Below are 24,421 nucleotides of genomic sequence, written 5' to 3'. Positions count from 1 at the left end.
TCTTTGTGCTGCTCTTAAAAGAAGAGATAACAAAATAGGGTGATTAGCTCAGTTGGTTCAGAGCACCTCGTTTACACCGAGGGGGTCGGGGGTTCGAATCCCTCATTACCCACTATAAAACACTTCAAATAGTTAGTTTGTATTTAGTTACAAATTATATCCAAATTCTTTACGGGTGATTAGCTCAGTTGGTTCAGAGCACCTCGTTTACACCGAGGGGGTCGGGGGTTCGAATCCCTCATTACCCACATCAAGCTTCTACTTTTTAGTAGAAGCTTTTTTTGTTTTAGATATACACAAATCAAGCTTATTGAATAGATTTTTGTAAATTTAGTTGAATAATACTTCGTAGTTCCAACGGAGTAATGATTGAATAGATATTGTTTTTAATCTAAGTACCGTGTCACACACATCAAACACATCCAAAAGAAACAAATAACTGAAACATGTCTGTAGATAATTACAAGAAAAGAGACGAACAAAAAAAAGCTCAAAAAAAACGCAAAAAAGGTCGTGTCAAGTTTTTATTCAAATTAATTGGTAGTTTATTTTTAATTTCCATCATCAGCCTCATTGTTATTGCTGCCATATTTGAAAAACAAATTGCAGGAATGGTTATTAATACACTTAATAAGCAACTGAAAACAGATTTGCAAGTAAGCGAAGCAAGTTTGTCTTTGATTTGGAAATTTCCACAAGCCGCAGTTTACCTTAATGATGCTAAAATTGACGGTGTAGGAGGGCAAGAGGAAAAACTACTGGATGTTAAAAGTATTTCTCTACAATGCGGTACTTTAGGACTTTTGATGGGCGACTACAATTTTACATCCATATCCATCAATGAGGGCTCTTTATTTATCTATAGCGACGAAAAAGGACATGTCAACTATGATATTTTCAAAAGCTCAGCAGAAAAAACAGAAACAGATGAAAGTACCGACTTGAATTTATCTATTTCTGATGCCACACTATCCAATATTACCATTCACTATGTAGACAAAGCGGCTGCCTATGACATCAAGGTTAGAGCTAGTTCTGCCGATTTTGCAGGAGATTTTATTATTGATAATGAAGTCAACGCCAATCAGCACACCATGACGAGTTATGCTGAATTATTTTCAGAACATATCACAATTGGTGAAACGACCTATATGAAAGGAACTAACTTAGCTTACAATGGCTCTGTTGATTTGGATTTGGCTGCGGAAATCTATTCCTTTGACAATATCAAACTATACATCGAAGGCAATCAATTTAACATGCATGGTTCTGTCAAAAAAGTAGACAAAGGCACAGAATACAATCTTCTTTTTGACAGTAAAAAAGCATTGCTAGGATCTTTGATGCAGTTGATTCCAGAGCAATATGCTGCTACATTAGGGCAATTTGAGAGCTATGGAAAACTATCCTTCAACGCTAGAGTCAACGGCATTTCCTCCAAACGAATTGCTCCCATTGTTGAAGTCCAATTTGGTCTAAAAGACGGTCGAATTACACATCCCAATATGGCTGGCAGCATGAAAAATGTAAATTTTGATGTACACTTCACCAATGGCAATGGAATAGACGATCAAACTGCTAAATTGAAGCTCATTGGTTTTCAAGCAAATCTAAATAACCAACCCATTAACTTGAGTTGGGAAATGGTTGGTTTGGAAAACCCAACAATTACAATGGGGCTAGATGGTAAAATTCCACTAGATGCCGTTTATGGCTTCTTTGGTAATACTGTTACAGAAGGAAGTGGCTGGATAGAAATTGCCCAGCTTTCACTAAATGGTCGTCTCAAAGACATGACCTCTATGTATCGTATCCCTAGAGTCAAACTAAATGGCTTAGTCAACTTTAATCAAGCACATTTACTCGTTAATAATGTACCAACAAATATAGAAACAGGCGAATTATCGCTGGATAACAATGCATTTAACGTTACCAATCTTACCTTCAAAACAGCTAAAAGCGATATGGTATTTAATGGCGATTTTCAAAATATCTTACCTGTATTGCTTTCTGATTCCTTAAATTCTCAAAACGCTAAATTAACCTTTCAAGCCTCTCTTAATTCTCAAAAAATGGATTTAGACGAGCTTTTAGCCATTGGTGGAGGACATACCGCCGAAGAAATTGAAGCCGCTGCGGTTGAAGACCAAGATTCACTCAAACAAGAAAATTTCGAGCGAAGAGCTTATCGTACCTCCTTCCTAAAAGGAACCTTTATTACTAATATTGTTGAGCTGCAATATGGCAATGTCTTAGCCAAAAACTTTAATGGAGCCGTTGAGTTTGACAAAAGTGTCATGCAACTAAAAGGGGTCAAAGTAGATGCCATGGATGGTCTTTTTGAGCTGAACAGTAAAATCTATTTTGAAAAAGAACCTCGCCTAGAGCTATTCTTAGATTGTAACAATATTGATATCCAAGAATTTTTGGCACAATTAGATAATTTTGGTCAAGATGTTTTAACAGCAGAGCACTTGAGAGGGCGCCTAAAATCACTCATCAAAGTAAACTTATTTTTAGATTCTTTAGGCAACTTCAAAAACGAAGATTTATTTGTGGTGGCAGATGTTGAAATTACCAATGGTGAGTTGATTAATCTAAAAATGCTCGAAGGTTTCTCTTCCTTTATCAAAATGCGTGACTTGCAACATATAGCTTTCACAAAGCTTAAAAATCAATTTAAAATCGAGCATGGTAAATTTATATTGCCTGCTATGTTTATTCAAAGCAATGCTTTGAACTTAGTTGTTGGAGGACAATATAGCTTCAACCATGATTTGGATTTTAAAATAAAAATCAATGCAGGGCAGGTAATTGCTAATAAATTTAAACGATACAATCCAGATAAAACAGCTATAAAAGCTCGCCAACAAGGATTATTTAATATATATGCGCGCATTATGGGCAATTTGTATGGGGATTATGATTATAAAATTGGTCCCAAACACAGTAAAAAATTCTTAGACGCACAGTTGAGTCAAGAGTTGCCTGCGATTACCAATACCCTTCGTGCAGAATTTGCTAAAAACAATAATATAGAAGCAAGTCAACCAACAATTCAGCCCTTGGCACAACCCAAAGAATGGGAAGATATTCCTGAATACAATGGAGAAGAAGGAGATTTAGAATATATTGATGGGTTTTAATGAACCATAATATAAAGGTGCTGTTCCATAGGTTAATAGTTACAAAGCGTCTCTTATGAGTCTTACTCATGCAGTATCCTTTATGCTATTTGTATCAATACTAATTTATTGTGCCATTACAATACCTTGCAGGACACAACATGACAAAAAAATCTAACATGGAACGTTCAGCTGTTGGACTTCCACTTGAAAAAATTGGTTTATTCCTATTGCTAATCAGCCTGACTATGTTATTCATGGCATTTTCGATTGGCTATGTTTTTACACGTTCTCAAAATAGTGCCGATGGGGTCTATCTCCCTCCTATTTTTATTATCAATTCCTTTATTTTATTGGCTAGTAGCTATTTTATGAACAAAGCCAATCGAGCTTACAAAGACGATGACACCAAAGGGTACCAAAAAGCACTTACCGTCACCATGATGTTGACCATTTTATTTATGGGAGCACAAGTGGTGGGTTGGTTTTATTTCAAATCTTCATTAATTGGAGAGAACATTGGCAACGGGGCGAACTATCTTTATGCTATTTCGGGGCTGCATTTTGCGCATATTATTGGAGGAATTCCTTTTTTAGCACTCTTTTTATACAATGCTTATAAAAAGATGCAAGAACCTATGACTGTTTTATTATACTTTTCAGATCCTGTCAAAAGAATGCGACTTCAGTTATTAACGATTTATTGGCATTTCTTAGATGGCTTGTGGATTTTTCTAGTCTTATTTTTCTTGCTAAATATGCTTTTTTAATCTAAATGTGATACGTCGCATGATAACGTTCTAAATTGTGTAAGATACGTTCTCTAACAATCGTTTTGAGGTGTTCTAAGTCATTTTCAACCGTCATTCCCTTTGTCGAAATTGGAGCATCCCAAATACAATGCACCCACGCAGGAGAACCTAAAAAAGGTTTTTTGGGAGTCGAGACTTTATCTGAATCACAAATGGTCATTGCCACAATGGGCTGTTGTGTTTCTATTGCCAATTTAAAGGCACCATCATAAAAATCTTGCAACAATTCATTCGTTTTGTTTCGTGTTCCTTCTGCATAAATATGAATAGAATGACCAGAATCAATATGCGCTTTCATACGCTCTAGGGTCTGCTTGCGGCTTTCCTTACTTTTTCGGTCTACATAAACGTGCATATTTCTAGCCAAATACCCAACAATCGGCAATTTGTCTACTTCTTGTTTGGCTAAAAAGGAAAATGGCACTGGTGCTGTTGACATACAAATAGGAATATCTACTACTGATAAGTGATTGCTTACCAAAACATAGGCACCTGCTTCTGGATCAATTTTTTCTAGCCCCTCTGAAGTTACCCGTACCAACATAGCTGCCAATAAGGTTTTTCCCCACCACTTGGTCACAAAGTAAGCTGCATTGGCAGCCTTCTTTCCACTCAAGAAATTAAAAATGAAGATGTAACACACTAAAGCAACCACGCCAATTAGTAATGTTGCTAAACAACACCAAGCAAACCAAAGACGTTGCATAAAGACAACAATGGCTCTTAGTGGTGCAGGTAATGATTTTGTGTCAAATGCTTGCATAAGATAAAATTTAGGAATATTGGGTTAATTTATAATTTGATTTAGTTTTTTAGTTTAAAAAACAAGCGCGATTCATAAACAACTATTTTTCAAGACATCATTATGAATCTATACTACTCTTTCTTAATAGGTTTACTTCTTTTTAAGAACGAAAAAATATAAAATTCTATACACATTACTTCGTGGGAAAATCGCATCAGTTTGATTATCAATAGAGTATACTTTTGCTGCTTGATTTCTTAAAGAATTGATAATCAAACTGATGCAAAGATGCTTTTTTAGTTTTTTACAAAAAAGCTAAAAAATCCACGAAGTACTAATACAAAGATAGCTAATGTAACTATTATCCATTCTTAGTAGTTGACCAATTTTTTTAGTTTTCTTAGAATTAAACATGCTTTCTCGCGAGCAAAATGAATTCAAAACTTAGAAAATATCCCATAAAAAATTCACTTGGCTACTTTGTTTGTTTAGTCAAACAGTTATCAACTACTTGTCTTTAGCATCGTTATCAATTTTAGCAAACCAATACCACTATTTCATCGATACTCCCTAGAATTGCATTTAATTCCCGCTTAATTAACTCCAATTCTAACTAAAAAGTTGACCTCTGCCTATATTTTTTTTATAAAAAAGACTTAGCACACTGTTATTTTGTAACCTTTCGTTAAAGTTCCGTTAAGACAATTGCAATCAACCATTCGCAACGCTACAAATAAATACTCCTATGAAATATTTCTCCTGTCTCCTATCTATGTTATTGTGCTTGCCACTTGCAGACGCACAAACATCAAAATTTAAAGATGTTCCTAGTATAAAAATTCGAAAACGCCGCCTGAAACCTTCCTTTTCGCAAGCATTAGCCTTGCCTCAAACAGCTACTTCATGTGATTGCCCCACCAATTCGAATAGAAATACGCCTTTGGTCAAATTAGGATGTCAACATCCCGACACCATAGCCGTTTGTCAAGTGGTTATCACAGAGTTTGATTTAGCAATTATATCAACAAGAGGAGAAGCAATTGTTTTAAAAGATATTCAAGGTAGTTTTCTCAATAGTAGAGCATTGGGTTTTATAAGAAGTCGTTATGGCAATGGTGCATTCATCTCTTATACTAATATCAAAGGGATGACAAACGAAGGAAAAGAGGTTGTTGTACCTTCTTTTGGAACACAAAATCCCAACCAAAGGGCTCAACGTGCTTATGATTCTATTTATAATTATACAAACGTTATTGATAAGAAAGATTCCAAAATTCATTCTTTTGAACTAGCTGCCTATAATATCCATGGCAGAATGGTCTTTAGACAAACTTACCACAAAGACACCTTTGATAAAAATGCAATTCGCTCTGATGCCGTTCGTTATGTTTTTAAAGATATTCAAGTAGAACATTCTAGTGGATTTAAAATTGAGGTCGATAATTTCGAAGTAACAAACACCGACATTCAAGAGGAGCAATTATTGTCTAGCAATGACTAGAACTGCTGATTCCCTCTCTCTAATTGCATTCTCTTAACAAAACATTATTTCAAAACAAAACCCTATCAAATACACTGACCAGCAATCTATTAACTCTTCATTTTAATAATTTCTATCCTTTTGATAATTCTAAAACTGGAGTTTTATAGGGGATGGTATAGTTTTGTGCATCAATATAAATGAAGTTGAAAAGCAGCAAAAATAGAGTAAAAAAGGCCTTTTTCTGTTGATTGAATATATATACAAATAAACAAAAACAAATAATAATAAAGTTTATATCACTAACAATCAACTACTTAAACTTTTTAAGTACTATTAAAATTAGTTTGAATAGTAACAATATGTATAAAACTTTGTATTTTTGCCTTGTTTTTAAACTTTATGGAGTGTTTATTTGTTTAATAGAGTTTTGCTTGTCAACTTCAAAGAAACACTTTATTAAAAAGTCAAAATGTTCTTAATAAATACAAGACAACTGTTTTGTAGTTATTATTTCAACTAAATTGCTCCTGTTTATTTTAACAAAAGCAGCAATTTATCATCAAAACTTATTAAAAATGTTGAAGTACAAAGCTGATTTGAAGACCCTCCTCTTTATGACCATTACTACTTGTTTATTCGCATTCATGTGGGTATCGTGGAACAATCCAGATAGTATTTTATGGACAGGAGGCACACTAGTATTTGCAGGATTATACATCTGGCATTTATTCATGGCAGTAACTGTGTCTGTAATAGCACATAATACGATGCATGTATCTATATTTAAGTCAGAGCCCTTAAATCGTTTAATGGAATACTGGATTACTCTTTTTTATGGTACTCCTGTATTTGGTTGGATTCCAACACACAACCGCAACCATCACAAACACAATAACAAAGAACCAGATTATACCAAAACGTACCGTTTTACAGAACGCAATGAGCTATGGGTACTTTTAATATATCCATTTGTTAGTAATTACTACCAATCAATTGCCAATAAGGAGTTCTTGCAAGAGCGTTACCGCAAAAATCGTGGTGAATTCTGGCGCTTTATTTCTCAAATTGTTGTTCTTTTGGCTTGGGTAGGTACCTTTTTGTACTTAAACTGGGTAGCAGCTATTTTCCTAGTTATTATCCCTCATCAAGCATCTTTGTATACAGTAGTTGTCTTTAACTTTGTACAACATGTACATGCTGATGAAGAATCTGAGTACAATCACTCTCGCAACATTACTGCATCGCATATTTTCTCTCTAAATTGGTTCTTATTTAATAATGGTTATCATACGGTACATCATATGAATGCCAATATGCACTGGAGTTTGGCAAAAGAAGCACACGAAAAAATAGAGCATAAAATTGATCCTAGTTTGAACGAACCTTATTTCTGGGGCTATATTTTCAAAGCTTATATTTTTGCTCCTTTCAATAAGCGTTTTAGAACCAAATCAATGCGTCTAGAAAGAAAAGAAAAAGAAGCCAACCAAGGCAAACCTAGTGTAGAAGGGATTCAAGAACCAGTAACAGCAACAACGCACTAGTCATTCGTTCTCTACAAGGAGAAGCACTAAAAAAGACAAACTCTACTATTGGAGTTTGTCTTTTTTTTGTTCTTTTTATTAAAAAATAAGCAAATAAGATACACAATCATTATTTTGCGTAATAAAAAATAGCAAAAACCTGTTTTATCATCCTTTTTATACCTATCTTTATACTACAGAATAAGATTTAAGACAAAAAGCACAAATATTATATGGATCAACTGCTCCATCTTTTGGAAAATGATAACGAAGCAAGCACACAACGATTATTTGTAAGCGTAATTGTTCCTGTTGCTCTGCCAAAACTCTATACTTATAGTGTTCCACTTCATCTCAAAGATTTAGTGCAGGTGGGCTTTCGGGTAGAAGTTCAATTTGGCAAGAGCAAATTATATTCTGCTTTAATCTACAAAATCCATCAAACAGAACCTGAGAATTATATTCCCAAACCCATTCTAAATGTATTGGATGACGAAGCTGTTGTTACAGAAAAGCAGTTCAAATTGTGGGAATGGATGAGCCAATATTATGCTACCACAATGGGGGAAGTTATGAATGCGGCGTTGCCAGCAGGCTTAAAACTAGCAAGTGAGACTAAAATTACCTTACGGCATGATTTTTCTGAAGATGACTTTGGCAACCACAACCTCAATGATAAAGAATATACCATTTTAGAGGCATTATTTAATCGGGTTGAGTTGACAATTGCCGAAACACAAGCCTTAATTAACCAAAAAACCATCTATCCTTATATCAAAAGTTTGATGGAAAAGCGCTTGATCCATGTCAATGAAGAGTTAAAGAATAAATACAAAAGCAAAACAATAGATATGGTTTGCTTGGCAGAGCCCTACTTTAGCGACTCTACCAAACTACGAGATGCCTTTGAAATGATTGGAACTCGTGCTATTCGCCAAGCAGAAACGTTGATGGCATTTATTCAATTGAGCAAGGAGTTGGACGAAGTCCCTAAAGCGGCACTTTATGATCGAGCTAAGATAGATTCTAGTGGTCTAAAAAAATTAGTCGACAAAAACATTCTAGAAGTCTACCAAAAAGAAATTAGTCGACTTGGAGAATACGAAGGGGAAGTTATTGGCAACTTTAAATTATCAAATGCTCAAGAACAAGCATTAACAGAAGTTAAGGAAGCTTTTGAAGAAAAAAATGTTGTCCTGCTACACGGAGTAACGGGAAGTGGTAAAACGCAAGTTTTTGTCGAATTAATGGAAGAAGTGATTGCCAAAGGGCAACAGGTGCTCTACTTATTGCCTGAAATTGCGCTAACAGCCCAAATCGTACAACGCTTGCAAAAACATTTTGGCGATCAAATTATTGTTTATCATTCTAAGTTTAATAACAACGAACGCGTAGAAATTTGGCACAACTCTCTCAATGGAGTGCCTATTGTTTTAGGGGCTCGCTCTGCTTTGTTTCTTCCTTTTTCTAATTTGGGTTTAATCATTGTTGACGAAGAACACGACCCATCTTACAAACAAAATGAACCTGCTCCAAGGTACAATGCCCGTGATACCGCTGTATTTTTATCTTATTTATACCAAGCCAAAACGCTGCTAGGAACGGCAACGCCATCCTTAGAGACCTATTATAATGTGCAACAAAAAAAATATGGCTTGGTCGAATTAAACAAACGTTTTGGGGATGCGACTTTGCCTGATATTCATATTATAGATGCAGGAGAAGAAACTAAGAAAAAGCGTATGAAATCGCATTTTACACCTCAACTCCTTCAAGCCATTGAAGAAACGTTGGCGAATGAAGAACAAGTAATTTTGTTTCAAAATCGCCGAGGTTATGCGCCTGTTTATAGTTGTAATACCTGTGGTTGGACGGCAGACTGTGTCGATTGTGATGTTAGTTTAACTTATCATAAGTTTAGCAATGATTTACATTGCCATTATTGCAATCACCATCGAAAATTACCTAAGTCATGCCCTGCTTGTGGCAATCATGGTTTAATCATCAAAGGTTTTGGAACCGAAAAAATTGAAGATGAGCTACAAATTTACCTCCCTAATGTAAAAGTTGCTCGCATGGATTGGGACACCGTAAAAGGCAAACATGGTCATGAAAAAATTATCCATCGTTTTGCCAACAAAGAAGTAGACATCTTGGTTGGTACACAAATGGTCACCAAAGGTTTAGACTTTGATAATGTGGGGTTGGTTGGGGTACTAAGTGCCGATCAAATGTTGCACTTCCCTGATTTTAGAGCGACCGAACGAGCATTTCAACTCCTGTTGCAAGTGAGTGGTCGTGCAGGACGAAAAAAGAAAAAGGGAAAAGTATATATCCAAGCTTATAAAATGGATCATCCCGTGTTGAAAGAAGTTAAAAGAAATAATTTTAAGGACTTTTTTGAACGAGAATTGCAAGAACGAATTGATTTTGCTTACCCTCCATTTCATCGCTTAATTAAAATTCAATTAAAACATAAAAAAGCTGATGTGGTAGACAAAGCCGCTCGCTTTTTTGCGGAGTGCTTAAAACTAAAATTAGGAGATCGAATTTTAGGTCCTGCAACGCCTGGAATTTCTAGAATTCGTACTTATTATATAAGAGATATTATTATAAAATTAGGAAAAAATTCTGAGCAGCTCAATTATACCAAACAGTTAATTGGGGATGTTCAAAATCACCTAAAAGCTCAAAAAGGCTTTTCTACCGTTCGAACAATTATTGATGTAGACCCTTATTAAACAAACGATTTTAGGATGCAGTCAAAAAAAGTTATCATTATTGGTGGTGGTGCAGCAGGGCTAATTGCAGCAGAGCAATTAAGTGCTACTTGTGACGTGCATATTTACGAAAAGGGAAAAACCATTGGTCGTAAATTCTTGGTAGCGGGCAATGGTGGTTTTAATTTGACCAATGCTGCTATAGAGGACGACCTATATCAAAAATATACGCCTCATCCTGTTTTGCAATCTGCATTGCAATCTTTTGATACTCAAAAAATGCGTGCATGGCTAGAAAAATTAGGCATAACTACTTTTATTGGTAGTAGTGGTCGGGTTTTTCCTCAAAAAGGGGTTAAACCGATTCAAGTTTTGCAAAAAATTAAAGACAAACTGTTGGATAATGGTGTCCAAATTCATTGCAAACATGAATTTATAGGTTTTAATGCGCACCAATTACCTATTCTAAAACATCAATCTACTACCTTTTCACCACAAGCGGATGCTTATATTTTTGCTTTGGGCGGTGCATCTTGGTCGGTTACTGGTAGTAATATGAAATGGTTGCCTTTCTTTGAACAACTGGGAATTTCTACGCAGCCTTTTGAAGCTTCTAACTGCGGTCTTGAAGTTAAGTGGGATGCAGCGTTTAGGGATAAATACGCAGGAACACCACTAAAAAATATTCAAGTTTCTCTTGGCTCTACTTCCCTAAAAGGAGAAGCTTTGATTACAGATTATGGCTTAGAAGGGAACGCTATCTATCCTATTGTACCACTCATCCGTACTGCTTTTAAGTCCCTACAGCCTCCTTTTTTAGCTATTGATTTCAAACCCAATAACTCTCATCAAAATTTATTGAGTAAAACAAAAGGTAAACGCTTAAAAACTAAGAACTATGCTTATGAATTTAATTTAAACAAGGCAGAATTTGCCTTGCTCAAAGCATTTACAACAAAAGAGGAATACTTGGCTCCTGAACGATTTATAGAAGCCATCAAACATTTGAAAATTCCAATAGAAGCTTTACGCCCCATAGAAGAAGCTATTTCTACCATAGGTGGTGTTTCTTTGAATGCACTCAATGCTAATTATTCACTTCAAAAGTATCCTCATATTTTTGTTATTGGCGAAATGTTAGATTGGGATGCTCCTACAGGTGGTTTTTTGTTGCAAGGTTGTTTTTCTACCGCAATGGCTTGTACCCATTATTTAAAAACTAAATGCCAATAGTTATGAAAAAGAATTTCCCAAGAGTGAACTTAATGTTCTTTGCTTTGCTGATCCTCTATAGCTTAACTGCGTGCACGCCTGAACCTACCACCCCTGATTGCATTTATCCCCCTCGCAAACCCAATCAAATAGCGCCTGCTTTTCAAAGTGGAGATATTATTTTTCAAACTTCTAATTCTAGACAAAGTAAAGCGATTCAGTTGGCAACGCATTCTCCTTATAGTCACGTTGGCATTATTTATCAAAAAGAAGGAAGTTTTTGGGTCTATGAAGCAATAGAACCTGTTCAATTAACTCCTCTAAAAACTTGGATTAAGCGGGGTCAAAAAGAGCAATATGTTGTCAAACGATTAAAAGATGCCGATCAAATACTCGATGAACAAGCTTTGCATTCAATGAAAACAATTGGCAAGCAATACATGGGCAAGCATTATGATTTTTATTTTGAATGGTCGGATGATAGGATTTATTGTTCTGAATTGGTCTGGAAAATTTATAAAAAAGCGATTGGGGTTGAATTGGGTCAATTGCAAACCTTAGAGTCATTTGACTTAACCGACGATGAAGTGCAAAGAAAACTACAAGAACGCTATAAGGGCGCAATTCCCTTGGATGAAAAGGTCATTTCACCTGCTGCTATTTTTGAATCTGAGCTATTAATTACGGTTCCTAACTAATTCAATATTATGCCTACTCAAAGAGAAAAAATTAGATCGCTTTTTTACTCCACAGATCCAGAGAATAGAGCCTTAGCCTTTGAATTAGCAAAAGGCTTGGGTTGTCGTGAGGAAGTAATCAATGAATTTTACAAAGCCCTTCAAGAGTTGCCTTCTTTTGAGCAAGATCGCTCCTATTGGCTCGAGATTTTTAGAGAAGATTGTGAAGAAGACAATATAGCCTTTCCTACAGATGCCCTAGATTTAAAACAAGCACACATTCATAGTTTTTGTAACGTCCATTTTCATCCTTCTATGAATTTAAAAGGAAGTGTTGGCATCAATAAAGAACAATCAAAACTGACAACGTTTCCCAAAGTTTTGTTGAACTGCCAGTTTATTACCAAACTCAATCTTTCTTGGAATAATATCAAAGAAATTCCTAAAGAGATTGTGCAACTACACAACTTAGTTCGGCTCGACTTGTCTTGCAACAATGAATTGCGCAACTTGCCCGATGAGTTGGGACAACTACCTGCATTGAAAGAATTGATTCTTTATGGGATTCCAGGTATTTTTAGCACGCCCCAACGCCAAGTGTCTGGGCAAGACACTTATGCCTATGATTTTCCTTCCTGCATTCGCCAAATGAAACAACTGGAGCATTTGGACTTGGGAGATGTGATTGTTACAGAAATTCCCGAATGGCTTCACGAGCTGCGTCAATTAAAGTATTTAACGCTATTTAGTGGTATGGGAAGCAATCCCTATCTAAAAATTCCTAAAACCTTTACGCAATTATCAAACTTAGAGCTCTTGCAAATCAATGCCTATTCTGTTGATATTCCTGAAGACATTGACAAAATGCAATCCCTTGAATGCTTGGTTATTGAACCAGCTGTTAGCATTCCTAATACGATCAAAAATTTAAAAAAACTTACCTACTTAGATTTGAGTTACCTTTCTTATGATGCGAAATTTACTACTGTTGAAGGATATGAATCTCTTTTTGACATTGATGACAAAGGGATCCCTGATGGAGTTTCTAGAATTCAAATTTATGGCTGGGAATGGCTCAAAGAAATGACTTGGTTAAAAGAGTTTACCTTTAAACATATCAAACCTTATGCGTTTACCAATATAGAAAGACAAGAACTAGAGACAGCTTTGCCCGATTGTACATTTATTTTTGAAGCTTAACCCCCATTCTAATTTCCCTATTAACAATCATTCACAAAAATTAGTGAATGACTCTATTAACTGTATAAAATGAATCCTATGAATTTTGTAGCTATTGATTTTGAAACGGCGACCTATCACAGATACAGCGCTTGTGCTATCGGACTTGTAACGGTAGAAAATGGTATTATTACCGATAAATATTACTCTCTCATTCAACCACCTGGCAATTTATACACTTGGCAAACAATTCAAGTACATGGCATTCAGCCTCACGAAACAGCGGGTCAAGCGAACTTCCTAGATTTGTTTCCCGATATTATCAAACGAATAGAAAGTCAAACGTTGGTTGCTCATAATGAATCTTTTGACAGAAGTGTTCTAAAAAATTCTATGGCTTATTATGGTTTGAATTACGATGATTATGACCTTGGCTATCGTTGGGAATGCACCTGCAAAATCTACCGATCTAAAGGCTATAAACCTGCTAAATTGAGTGCTTGTTGTGCCCGAAAAGGAATTGAGCTCAATCATCATCATGCACTTTCGGATGCAGAGGGCTGTGCTCAATTGTATTTACAACGTTAAGTTCTATTATTTTGCACAGCACCTTGTTGTCAAAACTTCATTCTTATAGTTTTTCATTCAAAATGAAATTGCATTCTATTTTTTTATCTATGAAAATGTGTATACTACCAACATTAAGCATCAATTGTTAGTCCATAATTCGCTATTTTTGAACTAACAAAACAGGGACTTATTTGTGTAATAACAGTTCCTACACCACAACATAGCGATATATTTATCATCCAACTCTATATAGCCTCTGGTTTAAGCGCTGCTTAATAAATAAATAACAGCCTATATGGTGCAATTTTTGAAGAAAGATTTATATGTTTACACTATAATTAGAATTGTCATTCCCCCCATTCTTTCATTGGTATGACAATTCTAGATATCCGATACAATTTATTATTTCTAACATCTATCTTAATTAAAGTCATCTCTTATATGCTTTAGCAAGTATTTGAACGATCCCTATTCCTCTCACAATACAATACCTAAAAGCATCTTATTAAGATACAAAATGAAATGAATTATATGGCAGAACGATTAACTCAGTTTTATGATGAAGCGCAAAAATTAGGCGGGCTAAAAGCAAAAATCAGACTTGCAGTTATTACTCGAACCCCTAGTGTCAAAGCCGCAGAAATTGAAGATACCCAAGAACTTATTGGTACTTTCCAAGATGCTATGGAAGAAATAAAAAAGGAATTTAAATAAAGAACAACTATGGCTATTGTAATAAAAGATAACATACAATACAATCATCAGTTTGATGAAAAAACCAATAGACATTATATAAATGGTATCTTGTCGGTTTTGCACTGTCATCACTATACTTGCTTATACACTCAATTGGCTTTAGATGCTGGTGAAACAGATTTATTAAAAGAATGTGCAAGAGAAAGTTTTCGAGACTTATTAATCCAGTACTTTTCCAAACATCCAGAACACTCTACCATTAAAGAAAAAGTCACTATTGCCAGTCAATATTATTCCTTGTTGGGATTAGGAAAAATGAACGTCAAATTCATTGGAAAATTTAGTGGTGCTGTCGAACTTCCCTTCTCTCATACCGATAGCGGTTGGGTAAAAAAATGGGGGGTTTATGACAAACCGATTAATTACATTTCTGGCGGATTTATTGAGGCATTATTTGCCGTTTGCCTAGACATGTCTCCCAATTCCTTTCAAGCAGTAGAAGAACAAAGTATTGTTATGGGTGCCCCCACCTCTTTTTTTAAAGTAACTCGAAGATAAATGGCTATAGATAGAAAAAAGATCATTCAACAAATGTCTCAAATAGACATGTTGCCAGATGAAAATGGTATTATAGAAGGTTTTAATGTAACCGTCAACCAACTTCCTACTGATTTTTGGAATGCGTTTGCCGAACGCTTATCGTCCAAATCATCTCCCGAAATGCGTTTCTATAAAGAGTATTTATTATACAACGCTGCTCATGAATGTGGGTATCATACAGGTTATGGTATTATTACCTCAGATGAATGGAATGCTGTTGTTGGACCAATGTTAGAAAAAATTCCAGAAGATATTCTACATGGTGCTTTTGCTGTATTCACCGCTTGGGGTTGGGCAAATACAGAAATTGTAGAGCTAATTCCAAACGAGAAGATGGTTGTAAGAGCCTATGATTATTATGAAGCTGATATTGTAGATTATGGCCATTCCTCTAAGATGAGTGCTTACATGGTTAGAGGCGTTTGCGCTGCTTTTATGGAATTGGCTTATGCTGGTGATTACGATCCTAAAGGCAAACCAATTGGAACCTATGAGTGTGAACAAGTCAAAGGTATTGAGTGTGGTGATGCTTACGGTGAATTCATCGTCACCAAAGCTAAAGAATCTTAAAAACAGGTCTGCTTGAGTACGCTGTCTGCTACATTTTATTGTTTTAATGGTTTTTCTCTGTTTTATTTAAACGGATGCAGGCGATTAGCAGACAGAGTATTTAAGTATACGTCTACAATATTAGTAGTTCGTTGATTATTCCCTGCGGTCATGAGGTCGCAAGCTTAGTTACCTACGGTGCTACTTCGTGGTAGCTCGCTACGCTCATGACCTTGGGCTTTTGTGCTACTAGCACAAGCCTACTCGGCAAGCTTAGTTTTTTACTTTTTCACCAAAAAGATAAAAAAGCATATTTATATTAGTTTGATAATTAAAATTTTAACACAAAATGCAGTAAATTCATAAATCATTAATTATCAATCAAATAAAGTTCCTCAATGAACTATTGCAATATGGAAGAGTATGTCTACTTGAATAATGCCGCTACCAGCTTTCCTAAACCACCTTCGGTAGTCGATGCTGTTACGAAGATATTGATCCAACCACCTCTACATAATTCTAGAAATAACCTCTCGCAATCCAAACAGGCTATACAACAAAACTGTAGAAAGGCTCTTGCCACCTTATTTAATGCTCCCTCTCCCTCTGATATTGTCTTTACTTCTAGTGCGACAGAGTCCCTTAATCTTGCACTGAAAGGAAGTAACTGGACGGGAAAACACGTATTGACAACAAGTCTTGAGCACAACTCTGTCTTGAGAGTTTTAAAGACCATGGAACGGGAACAACAAATTCGTTTGACGATTATCAATAGTGATCGGTACGGTAGGATTACGCTCAATTCTATAGAAAAACACATACAACCAGATACCGTTGCTCTAGTCCTTAATCACTGTTCTAACGTAATGGGGACTTTAAATGACTTAAAAACAATTGGGCGTTTCTTAAAATCAAAACACATCTCTTTTGTGGTAGATGCTGCTCAAAGTGCAGGGCTTTATCCTATTGATGTTCAAGATATGTTTATTGATATTTTAACGTTCACTGGACACAAAGCACTTTATGGAACTTCTGGCATTGGTGGCATTTATATTCGACAAAATATTGCATTAGCACCGTTGAAAGTTGGTGGTACTGGCGCTCAGAGTGATTTCCTATATCAGCCCACACACCGTCCAACTTACTACGAGGCAGGCACTAGTAATATAGTAGGTATTGCTGCTCTTGATGCAGGCCTTCAGTTTATTCAAACAATAGGTCTTGATATTATTCGTCAAAAAATTCAGAAACAAATTCAAATTATAAAAGATTCCTTTTCCACTTATCCTCTAATTCGAATATACGCTCCTCTCGAACAACAAACAACCATTCTATCCTTTACCATAGATGGTATAGAAACAGCTGATATTGGCTATTTGCTAGAACAAAACTATCAAATAATCGTTCGTACAGGTTTGCACTGTGCTCCTCTTGTTAATGCGCCTATCAATGCTCCTAAAGACGGAACGGTCCGTGTTAGTCCCTCTTTCTTTACAACCAATGCCGAAATTGAATATTTTATTAAAGCAATTCAAGAAATTCTTTTAATGACAAACAACCACTAAAAATTATATTTACACTTATGAAGATACTTGAAATGCACCATGTAGAGGATTGTTTGGATGGATCCATGATCAAAGAAATTATTTTATCTCGACCACTTGATGCCAACCATATTAAAAACTTAGGAAAAGAAGGGAAGCTACAATATTATCCCCATTTTGCTAGACCGTTTTTTAAACTTAGAATAGACGGAAAATTAAACCTAAAAGGAATTGAAGGCAATACTAGTATCCGAGCTCGAATAGAGACACCTGTTGAGGAACATATAGAACTTTTAACTCAATTGATACACCAATCCTAACTATTTCTTTCAGCATCTCTAATCGCAGAACGTACCATATTAATACCAGACAGCCAGCCCCCAGATAGCAATCGAATCAACCACTGTTCCTTCATCTTAATTTCTTTCATAATGCTTGAAGGACTAAACCCTTTCTGATGCAACTCAACTACTATTCCATAAAAGTTTTCCAAAAACTGTAATTTCTTTGTAAATCGCTCTACAAAGGAATCTTCTTTAAAACTGTGGCTACAAAAATACCGATGAACATCTAATTTTAATACTTTTTTCAGCGACTCTATTTGCTCTATCACACTTTCCGTTGCCATAAAATAACGAATGTAATGGTGAACATACAAATCTCCCGAAAACAGCCAGCCTTGATTCGGTTCATACAAGCAAATATGATCTTCCGAATGACCAGGCGTATGCACGATATGAAATTTGTATCGATTGGTTTCTATGGTTTTATCAACAGGTTGAATGCCCGATACAGCCGTATTAGCCCCCCATGTTTTTCGCTCTATAAAACAAACAGGCGGAGGGGATTCCATCAGCTTGGCACAATAGGCATGTGCATACATAGGAACATTTATCTTCTGTTTTAAAGCTGCTAGGTTGCCTGTATGATCTTCGTGGTGGTGTGTTAAAATAATTTGCTCTATTGGCAAATCACCAAACGCCTTCATGACCTGTTTTTGTGCATTTCGATGTCCTGTATCAATTAATAAACCATCGACAAAGAAAGCATTTACTCCCATTTGTGGAATTGTTTTTGACTGAGGAACAACAAACCGAAAACGCTGAACGAGCTCTTCCATTTTCTATGCAAATAAGATATTATACAGTTCTTCTACTTTTCCTACAGGTATAATTTCAATATCATAATTCTTTTGATCAATTCCTTTCATATTAAACCTAGGTACAAATATCTGTTCAAACCCAAGGCGATTGGCTTCCTGAATCCGTTGCTCTGCTCGTTGTACAGAACGAATTTCGCCCGACAAACCAATTTCTCCTGCAAAACAAATATTACTAGGCAAAGAAACATCCTCTAGAGAGGAAATTAGAGCGCAAACAATCGCCAAATCTATCGCTGGATCATTCACTTTGATGCCTCCTGCAATATTGAGGAATATATCATTGCTCACAAACTGAAACCCGCAACGTTTTTCCAATACAGCCAACAACATTCCCAATCGACGCAAATCAAAGCCTGTCGCAGAACGTTGAGGAGAACTATAAACAGCCGTACTTACCAGTGCTTGGGTTTCTATCAACATCGGTCGAATTCCTTCTAGGGTAGCTGCAATAGCCGAACCGCTTAAGTCTTCTTCTTTTTGTGATAATAATAATTCTGATGGATTAGAAACTTCTCTCAAACCAATCCCTTGCATCTCATAAATTCCTAATTCCGAAGTAGAACCAAAACGATTCTTAATGGTACGCAAAATGCGATGTGTGTAGTTTCGATCGCCTTCAAATTGCAGCACAACATCTACAATGTGTTCCAACACTTTGGGTCCTGCAATAGCTCCTTCTTTTGTGATGTGCCCAATGATAAATACTGGCACACCGCTTTCTTTGGCATAACGCTGAAACTCCGTAGCACATTCTCGTACTTGCGAAATGCTTCCTGGTGCCGACTCGATGTGTGCCGATGTAATGGTTTGAATAGAATCTATAATTAAAATATCAGGTTCCAACAATTGTGCTTGCATCAACACATTAGACAGACTAGTATCTGACATAATGTAGCAATTCTCAGGTGTTTTCCCCAAGCGGTTTGCGCGCATCTTAATTTGTTCTTCGCTTTCTTCTCCAGAAATGTACAATATTTTTGCTTCCAAAGAGAGCGCCAATTGCAGCATCAATGTAGATTTACCGATTCCTGGCTCACCGCCTATTAGCACCATCGACCCATCAACAATACCTCCCCCTAACACACGGTTGAGTTCACCATCATGTGTCTCTCGGCGTTGCGTGGTACCTGTTTCAATCTGTGCTAATTTTTTGGGTCTAGGTTTTTCTTTTTTGGTGCCTTTCCGCCATATATTTTTAGCCTCTTGTTTAGCACTTTCTTTAACTACAATTTCTTCTTGGATGGTATTCCATTCCTCACAAGCATTGCACTGCCCTGTCCATTTAGAATAAGTAGTTCCACAACTTGTACACGCAAATACTTTTTGAACTTTTGCCATTGGTTCTTTTTTTATTTTAAGGTAGCATATTCTTACAATACGGCTTCAATTATACGCAAAAAAATGACAACAATCAAGTTATTAATTGGTGAATACCTATTGACCTGCTTAGAGCATCATACCTATTCTTAGAAATACAATAGCCCACTAATAAAATTAGTAGGCTATCATAATTATGTACTTGCCTTTCCAAAAGGTTACTTTTCATTATTAAAATAAATCTTATAATACTTCATTTCCTTTTCTTCATCGTACCCTCGCTCCAAAAAGCCATCGGCTTGCGCTTGAGAAGATAAAATTTTAATTTCCATTTGCGTGTCCAATTGAATATTGTTTTTGAAACCTCGTTTCGCTTTTTTAACAACAGGCTTATCAATATAGAACGGTTCTTCGGCTGTATCTTCAATTCCTAATTTTTCTTGAAAATCCTGTTTGTGTGCTTCAAAGGCATCTATTTTCTCATAATTATCTTCAAAAATCATTTCTTTAAACTCCGCTTCATCAAACTCCTTATAGTGCTCAAAATAATCTTTGGAGCGATTTAGAAAATCCACACGCTCGTGTTTATCTTCTTCCTTAAAAGCCTTTTTGCCAAACTCCTTACACATCTCTAGATAAGATTTGGTATGAAAGCGACTGTCTTGAACTTCTGTTATCATCAAAAATTCATCTTTCCAATATTTAGCATCGGCACTTTTTAAGTCAATAGAAACAACTCGATAACCTGTTTCTTTGCTTGTATTAAATACTAAGCAACCTTTATCCAGTTTAGAAATATCTGTCCCTTCTTCAAAATCTAAGGTCCATTCCTCCTCTTCGTCCAACTTAAGTTTCAGGTAGGTATCTTTGTTTTCGGCTTTAAAAATCCCAATCGCATCTACCATTTCATCGTTGACAATACAATCTTGAAAATATGCAATATAGAGTTCTCCCCCTTTCACTTTTACATGATTCGACTTATCGTATAGATGCTTTAGAATATTAATCGACTGTTCATAAAAATTAGCCTCAACATCATCAAAAATGTACGAACAATAATTATAAATTTCGTTCATACTCAAATCTACCTCATGGTTAAATTCATAATTTTCTTCTAACTTAAACCCACTAAGGAAATAAGACATCAACACATCCAACAATTCATCCGTTAGATTAAATAATTTTTTGGCAATACGGATGCCCTCGTCTTGAGATTTGTTGCCAACCTTGTGAAGCACCAATTTAGTCATGGTTACTTCATCTATATGTATATTCTGTTCCATTATAATAATTTATTTACAATCTTTTCTTCCGTAGTAAAGATAAGGATAACTATCATCTATTTGGGGCAAATGAGCTTTTTCTTCTTCTGTTAGTTGTTCATAAGCAGCCTTTACATACCATTGAGGATTGTGATAATGCAGAATTCCCATTCCAATACAAATTGTTCCACTCAGTTGATTTCGTCGAATCCTGCGCGCATTTTTCCTATCTTTGGTATCTATATAAGGATATCTTTTAAATCCTCCTGTCACCACGACTCTTTCTTTTGCTTTTTTGTACAATTTAAATTTTCCTAATTTTTCTTCATCGTACCAATTGCGTTGTCCAACATAATGATACTTGTACCCAGGCGCCCAAAGCAGCGTAATAGGATCTTTAAAATATTCAAATCGTTGAATTCTATTGGGTAGCAATTCATTGGCTTTTTTAATAAAAGCTTTGTTTCCTATTGTACGAGGACAAGCATACGCATACACATTTTGTACATTCAAACCATACGATTTTAAATACGTACCCGTTATCACAGAAAGCGCCCCTCCCAAACTATGCCCTGCGACCCATATTTTTTTATCCTTGGCATTAAACTGTGCCAACGTCGCAATTAATTCATCTCGAATCAAATCAAAACTTAGCCAAAACCCAGTATGAATTCGTGTTCCTGCCAGAGCTCCGCCTGCTGGAGTTTGATTAATTCTCAAATCAGTTCCAAACCATTCTGCCCATTTATTCTTTCCGACATCATCTGTTCCTCGAAACAAAATAAAAATCGTTTCAGGTGTTGAAATAACCATCAATTCAGGATCTAGCCCTGATTTATACTTAAAAATCCCCATAAACCGAGCACTCTGCGTATGAATTTTATGAATAAACTTAAAACGAGTATGCCGATCATACCGTTTATCCAAACGCTGTGACTCTTCTAGTGCCTCTATTTCTAATGGATTATTAAAATAATGCTTAAACCGCTCTGCATAGACCTCTTGAAAGTTCGTATCTTTGACCGCACAATGCGAACGAAACCAATCGGTTGATTGTAGTGTGTCAATCGGTTCACAACCATTGGCTAAATAACGCATTTGATAATCCAAGCGCTCCAAATACATCAACTCTGTCATCTTAGCAAGAATAAAGGCATTCACATTATTGACACCACTTGCTGTATCATTAAAATATTGAATGCATTTCTGCTCATAGGTAGGTGGATCAAATGTATAACTTTGGAGTCCTTGCCCCCATATAGTTGGCATTAATACACATAAATATCCCAATAAGAGGTAAAGTTTTTTAAACATTGCTTTTGTATTATGAATCATATTACTCCACATAGTAGCCACCTTATTAGTAATTTTTTGTGCTGCTAACTATTGAGGCAAATAATTGAAAGAAAGATAAGCCTTTTTTTCTCGATGACATCTAATAGCAATTTTAGTTCCTAATCCTCCATTGAGAAAACAATTTTTCCAAATTGTTTTCCTTGATCCATATAATCAAATGCTTTAGCCCCTTCTTCTAATTTCCATGTGCTATCTACCACTGGAATCAATTGAGTGGTTGCAACAAATGTTAACATTTGTTCAAACTCCTTTGTGTTTCCCATGGTAGACCCCAAAAGAGACAATTGCTTCCAAAATACCTTTTGAGGATTCACTTTAAAACTACCTCTTGTGCCTCCATAAAATACAATCCGTCCTCCCATATTGGCTACATCCAAGAAATATTTAAATCCGTCTCCTCCTGCACTATCTACAATCACATCAAAGCCTCCTTTTGCTTTTTCTTGCAATAGTTTGTGCCAATTTTCTTCTTTGTAAGAAACACCTCCTTTTGCTCCCAAGGCAATGGCTGCTTCAATCTTTTCCTTAGATCCAGAGGTCACATAGACTTCTGCGCCTGCCGCAATGGCAAATTGACAAGCAAACAAAGCCACTCCTCCACCTACTCCAGAGATTAGAACACGTTCTCCTTTTTGCAATTGAGCACGAGAAAACAAAGCTCTATAAGCCGTCAAGCCAGCTAAAGGCAAAGCCGCAGCTTGTTCAAAAGACAAATGACTAGGTGCTTTTCTAATTTGATCGACATCAACAGCTATATACTCTGCAAAACATCCATTGTCAGGCATTCCTAAGATACGATAATTGTTGGGTTGTACATTGGGAGCACTATCCCAGCCAATACTTGGATTCAAAACCACGGATTGATTCAACCAAGAAGAAGAAACATCCTCTCCAACTTCAATCACTTCTCCTGCTCCATCTGAACCTAGTATAATTGGTGTGACAACACCAGGATACAACCCCTGTGTAATGTAAACATCTCGATGATTGATGGCTGCTGCTTTTATTTTTACCAGTACTTGCCCCTTTGTAGGAGTTGGTTGAGGCATTTCTTGACAAGTGATCGGTGTTTTAGGTGCTTGAAGTGTTAAAGCTTTCATGATGATTCGTTAGTTAGAAACACAAGCAAACCATACACCTTTACAGTTGATAGTCTTTCTTTGTCGGAAAGATGTACACATAAGTGGTCAAAAACTTACAGCGATATGATTTACTTTCGTTTTTCTGAGCGTAATATAATTTTGGTGTAAGGTAGCCACTTTCTAAAGATTTTTCGTTGTTCTTCTGTGAAATTATTGCCACCAATATAGATTGCATTTAACTTTTCTAACTTTGTTAAGTCCTTTGGCAACTCACTCAAGTTGTTGTTTCTAAGATCCAATACCTCCAAATTCGATAAACCTAGAATGGCCTTCGGCAAATTGGAGAATTTATTATCACTAATATTAAGTCGCTCCAAATGATTTAATTTTTTGAGTGTCGCTGGCAATTCTTCCAAATTATTACTAGCAAGATTTAAACGCTTTAGGTTGCTCAACTTATCGATGTATTCAGGCAATTCTTCCAATGTATTATTTTGAAAATTGAGTCGTTCCAATCCATCAAATAAAACAATGTCTTTAGAGATATGTGTCCATGAAGCACTGTTTACATTCAGTATTCTAGTATTTTTAGCCTCAGATTTTTCGGAAGGGCTTGCCTGCCAATGCCCTTCTGGCAATTGCTGCTTGGAGCAGCTTAGGGCACATAAAACAGCAGCAATAAATGTAAAATAATTCATAAGGGATATTTTTTGAGATTTACAAAACAGCCACTCTACACAACCATTTTCAAGTTGGCAAATAAGCTCTTTGATCAACATTAGTGTCGTTTAATGGAATGTTAAAAGG

General features: G+C 36.0%; 21 protein-coding genes and 2 tRNA genes. 16 read left to right on the top strand and 7 right to left on the bottom strand.

Going from position 1 to position 24,421, the window contains the following annotated elements:
* Positions 1-37: 37 nt before the first annotated feature.
* The 4 genes from CG11_RS22795 (at position 38) to CG11_RS22780 (ending at position 3,895) form a co-directional block, all read left to right on the top strand.
* Positions 38-112 (top strand) — tRNA-Val (locus tag CG11_RS22795).
* Between the two features lie 61 nt (positions 113-173).
* Positions 174-248, top strand: a tRNA-Val gene (locus CG11_RS22790).
* Positions 249-446: 198 nt separating this feature from the next.
* Positions 447-3,146, top strand: a complete 2,700-nt coding sequence (locus CG11_RS22785; protein ID WP_052599164.1) for an AsmA-like C-terminal region-containing protein — start codon at positions 447-449, stop codon at positions 3,144-3,146.
* A gap of 158 nt (positions 3,147-3,304) precedes the next feature.
* Complete coding sequence (locus CG11_RS22780; RefSeq protein WP_231512828.1) at positions 3,305-3,895, top strand: cytochrome c oxidase subunit 3; 591 nt, start codon at positions 3,305-3,307, stop codon at positions 3,893-3,895.
* Position 3,896: 1 nt separating this feature from the next.
* On the opposite strand, the gene CG11_RS22775 is transcribed toward CG11_RS22780, so the two are convergent.
* Positions 3,897-4,700 (bottom strand): 1-acyl-sn-glycerol-3-phosphate acyltransferase, encoded by an 804-nt coding sequence (locus CG11_RS22775; protein ID WP_052599162.1) that lies wholly within the window; start codon positions 4,698-4,700, stop codon positions 3,897-3,899.
* 727 nt (positions 4,701-5,427) lie between these two features.
* On the opposite strand from CG11_RS22775, the gene CG11_RS22770 reads away from it, so the two are divergent.
* The 12 genes from CG11_RS22770 to CG11_RS22715 all read left to right on the top strand — a co-directional run bounded on the left by CG11_RS22770 (position 5,428) and on the right by CG11_RS22715 (position 17,755).
* Positions 5,428-6,183 (top strand): hypothetical protein, encoded by a 756-nt coding sequence (locus tag CG11_RS22770; RefSeq protein WP_156039870.1) that lies wholly within the window; start codon positions 5,428-5,430, stop codon positions 6,181-6,183.
* A 557-nt stretch (positions 6,184-6,740) separates the two neighbouring features.
* Complete coding sequence (locus tag CG11_RS22765) at positions 6,741-7,709, top strand: fatty acid desaturase (RefSeq protein ID WP_052599160.1); 969 nt, start codon at positions 6,741-6,743, stop codon at positions 7,707-7,709.
* A 212-nt stretch (positions 7,710-7,921) separates the two neighbouring features.
* Complete coding sequence (gene priA, locus CG11_RS22760) at positions 7,922-10,429, top strand: primosomal protein N' (RefSeq protein ID WP_052599159.1); 2,508 nt, start codon at positions 7,922-7,924, stop codon at positions 10,427-10,429.
* 15 nt (positions 10,430-10,444) lie between these two features.
* On the top strand, positions 10,445-11,641 hold the full coding sequence (locus CG11_RS22755; protein WP_052599158.1) for a TIGR03862 family flavoprotein: 1,197 nt from the start codon (positions 10,445-10,447) through the stop codon (positions 11,639-11,641).
* Positions 11,642-11,643: 2 nt separating this feature from the next.
* Positions 11,644-12,318, top strand: coding sequence for a YiiX family permuted papain-like enzyme (locus CG11_RS22750; RefSeq protein ID WP_052599157.1), 675 nt, complete (start codon positions 11,644-11,646; stop codon positions 12,316-12,318).
* Between the two features lie 9 nt (positions 12,319-12,327).
* Complete coding sequence (locus CG11_RS22745; RefSeq protein WP_052599156.1) at positions 12,328-13,497, top strand: leucine-rich repeat domain-containing protein; 1,170 nt, start codon at positions 12,328-12,330, stop codon at positions 13,495-13,497.
* Between the two features lie 69 nt (positions 13,498-13,566).
* The gene (locus tag CG11_RS22740; protein WP_052599155.1) at positions 13,567-14,064 is read left to right on the top strand and encodes a 3'-5' exonuclease; all 498 of its coding nucleotides are present in this window, start codon (positions 13,567-13,569) and stop codon (positions 14,062-14,064) included.
* 513 nt (positions 14,065-14,577) lie between these two features.
* Positions 14,578-14,760 (top strand): hypothetical protein, encoded by a 183-nt coding sequence (locus CG11_RS22735; protein ID WP_156039869.1) that lies wholly within the window; start codon positions 14,578-14,580, stop codon positions 14,758-14,760.
* A 9-nt stretch (positions 14,761-14,769) separates the two neighbouring features.
* Positions 14,770-15,300 carry a hypothetical protein gene (locus CG11_RS22730; protein ID WP_052599153.1) on the top strand — a complete coding sequence of 177 codons (531 nt, stop codon included), beginning with the start codon at positions 14,770-14,772 and terminating at the stop codon, positions 15,298-15,300.
* Entirely contained in the window at positions 15,301-15,912 is a 612-nt protein-coding gene (locus CG11_RS22725; protein WP_052599152.1) for a hypothetical protein, read from the top strand.
* Positions 15,913-16,289: 377 nt separating this feature from the next.
* Positions 16,290-17,456, top strand: coding sequence for an aminotransferase class V-fold PLP-dependent enzyme (locus CG11_RS22720; RefSeq protein WP_052599151.1), 1,167 nt, complete (start codon positions 16,290-16,292; stop codon positions 17,454-17,456).
* A 17-nt stretch (positions 17,457-17,473) separates the two neighbouring features.
* Entirely contained in the window at positions 17,474-17,755 is a 282-nt protein-coding gene (locus CG11_RS22715; protein ID WP_052599150.1) for a hypothetical protein, read from the top strand.
* Here the strand turns inward: CG11_RS22715 and CG11_RS22710 are convergent.
* From CG11_RS22710 to CG11_RS22685, 6 genes are all read right to left on the bottom strand, one after another.
* Positions 17,752-18,555 (bottom strand): MBL fold metallo-hydrolase, encoded by an 804-nt coding sequence (locus tag CG11_RS22710; protein WP_052599149.1) that lies wholly within the window; start codon positions 18,553-18,555, stop codon positions 17,752-17,754. The two genes, CG11_RS22715 and CG11_RS22710, sit on opposite strands and share 4 nt — an antisense overlap.
* Positions 18,556-18,558: 3 nt before the next feature.
* Positions 18,559-19,935: a DNA repair protein RadA gene (radA, locus tag CG11_RS22705; RefSeq protein ID WP_052599148.1), complete on the bottom strand. Its 1,377-nt coding sequence runs from the start codon at positions 19,933-19,935 to the stop codon at positions 18,559-18,561.
* 197 nt (positions 19,936-20,132) lie between these two features.
* A complete protein-coding gene (locus CG11_RS22700; protein ID WP_052599147.1) occupies positions 20,133-21,197 on the bottom strand; it encodes a nucleoid-associated protein in 1,065 nt (354 codons plus the stop codon).
* A gap of 9 nt (positions 21,198-21,206) precedes the next feature.
* Complete coding sequence (locus CG11_RS22695; protein ID WP_063833192.1) at positions 21,207-22,490, bottom strand: lipase family protein; 1,284 nt, start codon at positions 22,488-22,490, stop codon at positions 21,207-21,209.
* A 140-nt stretch (positions 22,491-22,630) separates the two neighbouring features.
* The gene (locus CG11_RS22690) at positions 22,631-23,632 is read right to left on the bottom strand and encodes a zinc-binding dehydrogenase (protein WP_052599145.1); all 1,002 of its coding nucleotides are present in this window, start codon (positions 23,630-23,632) and stop codon (positions 22,631-22,633) included.
* A gap of 110 nt (positions 23,633-23,742) precedes the next feature.
* On the bottom strand, positions 23,743-24,312 hold the full coding sequence (locus CG11_RS22685) for a leucine-rich repeat domain-containing protein (RefSeq protein WP_197043915.1): 570 nt from the start codon (positions 24,310-24,312) through the stop codon (positions 23,743-23,745).
* Positions 24,313-24,421 lie beyond the last annotated feature (109 nt).

This window comes from Aureispira sp. CCB-QB1 (genome assembly GCF_000724545.1).
In the GTDB taxonomy this organism is placed as follows: domain Bacteria; phylum Bacteroidota; class Bacteroidia; order Chitinophagales; family Saprospiraceae; genus Aureispira.
This window is presented reverse-complemented; position numbering and strand designations above follow the sequence as displayed.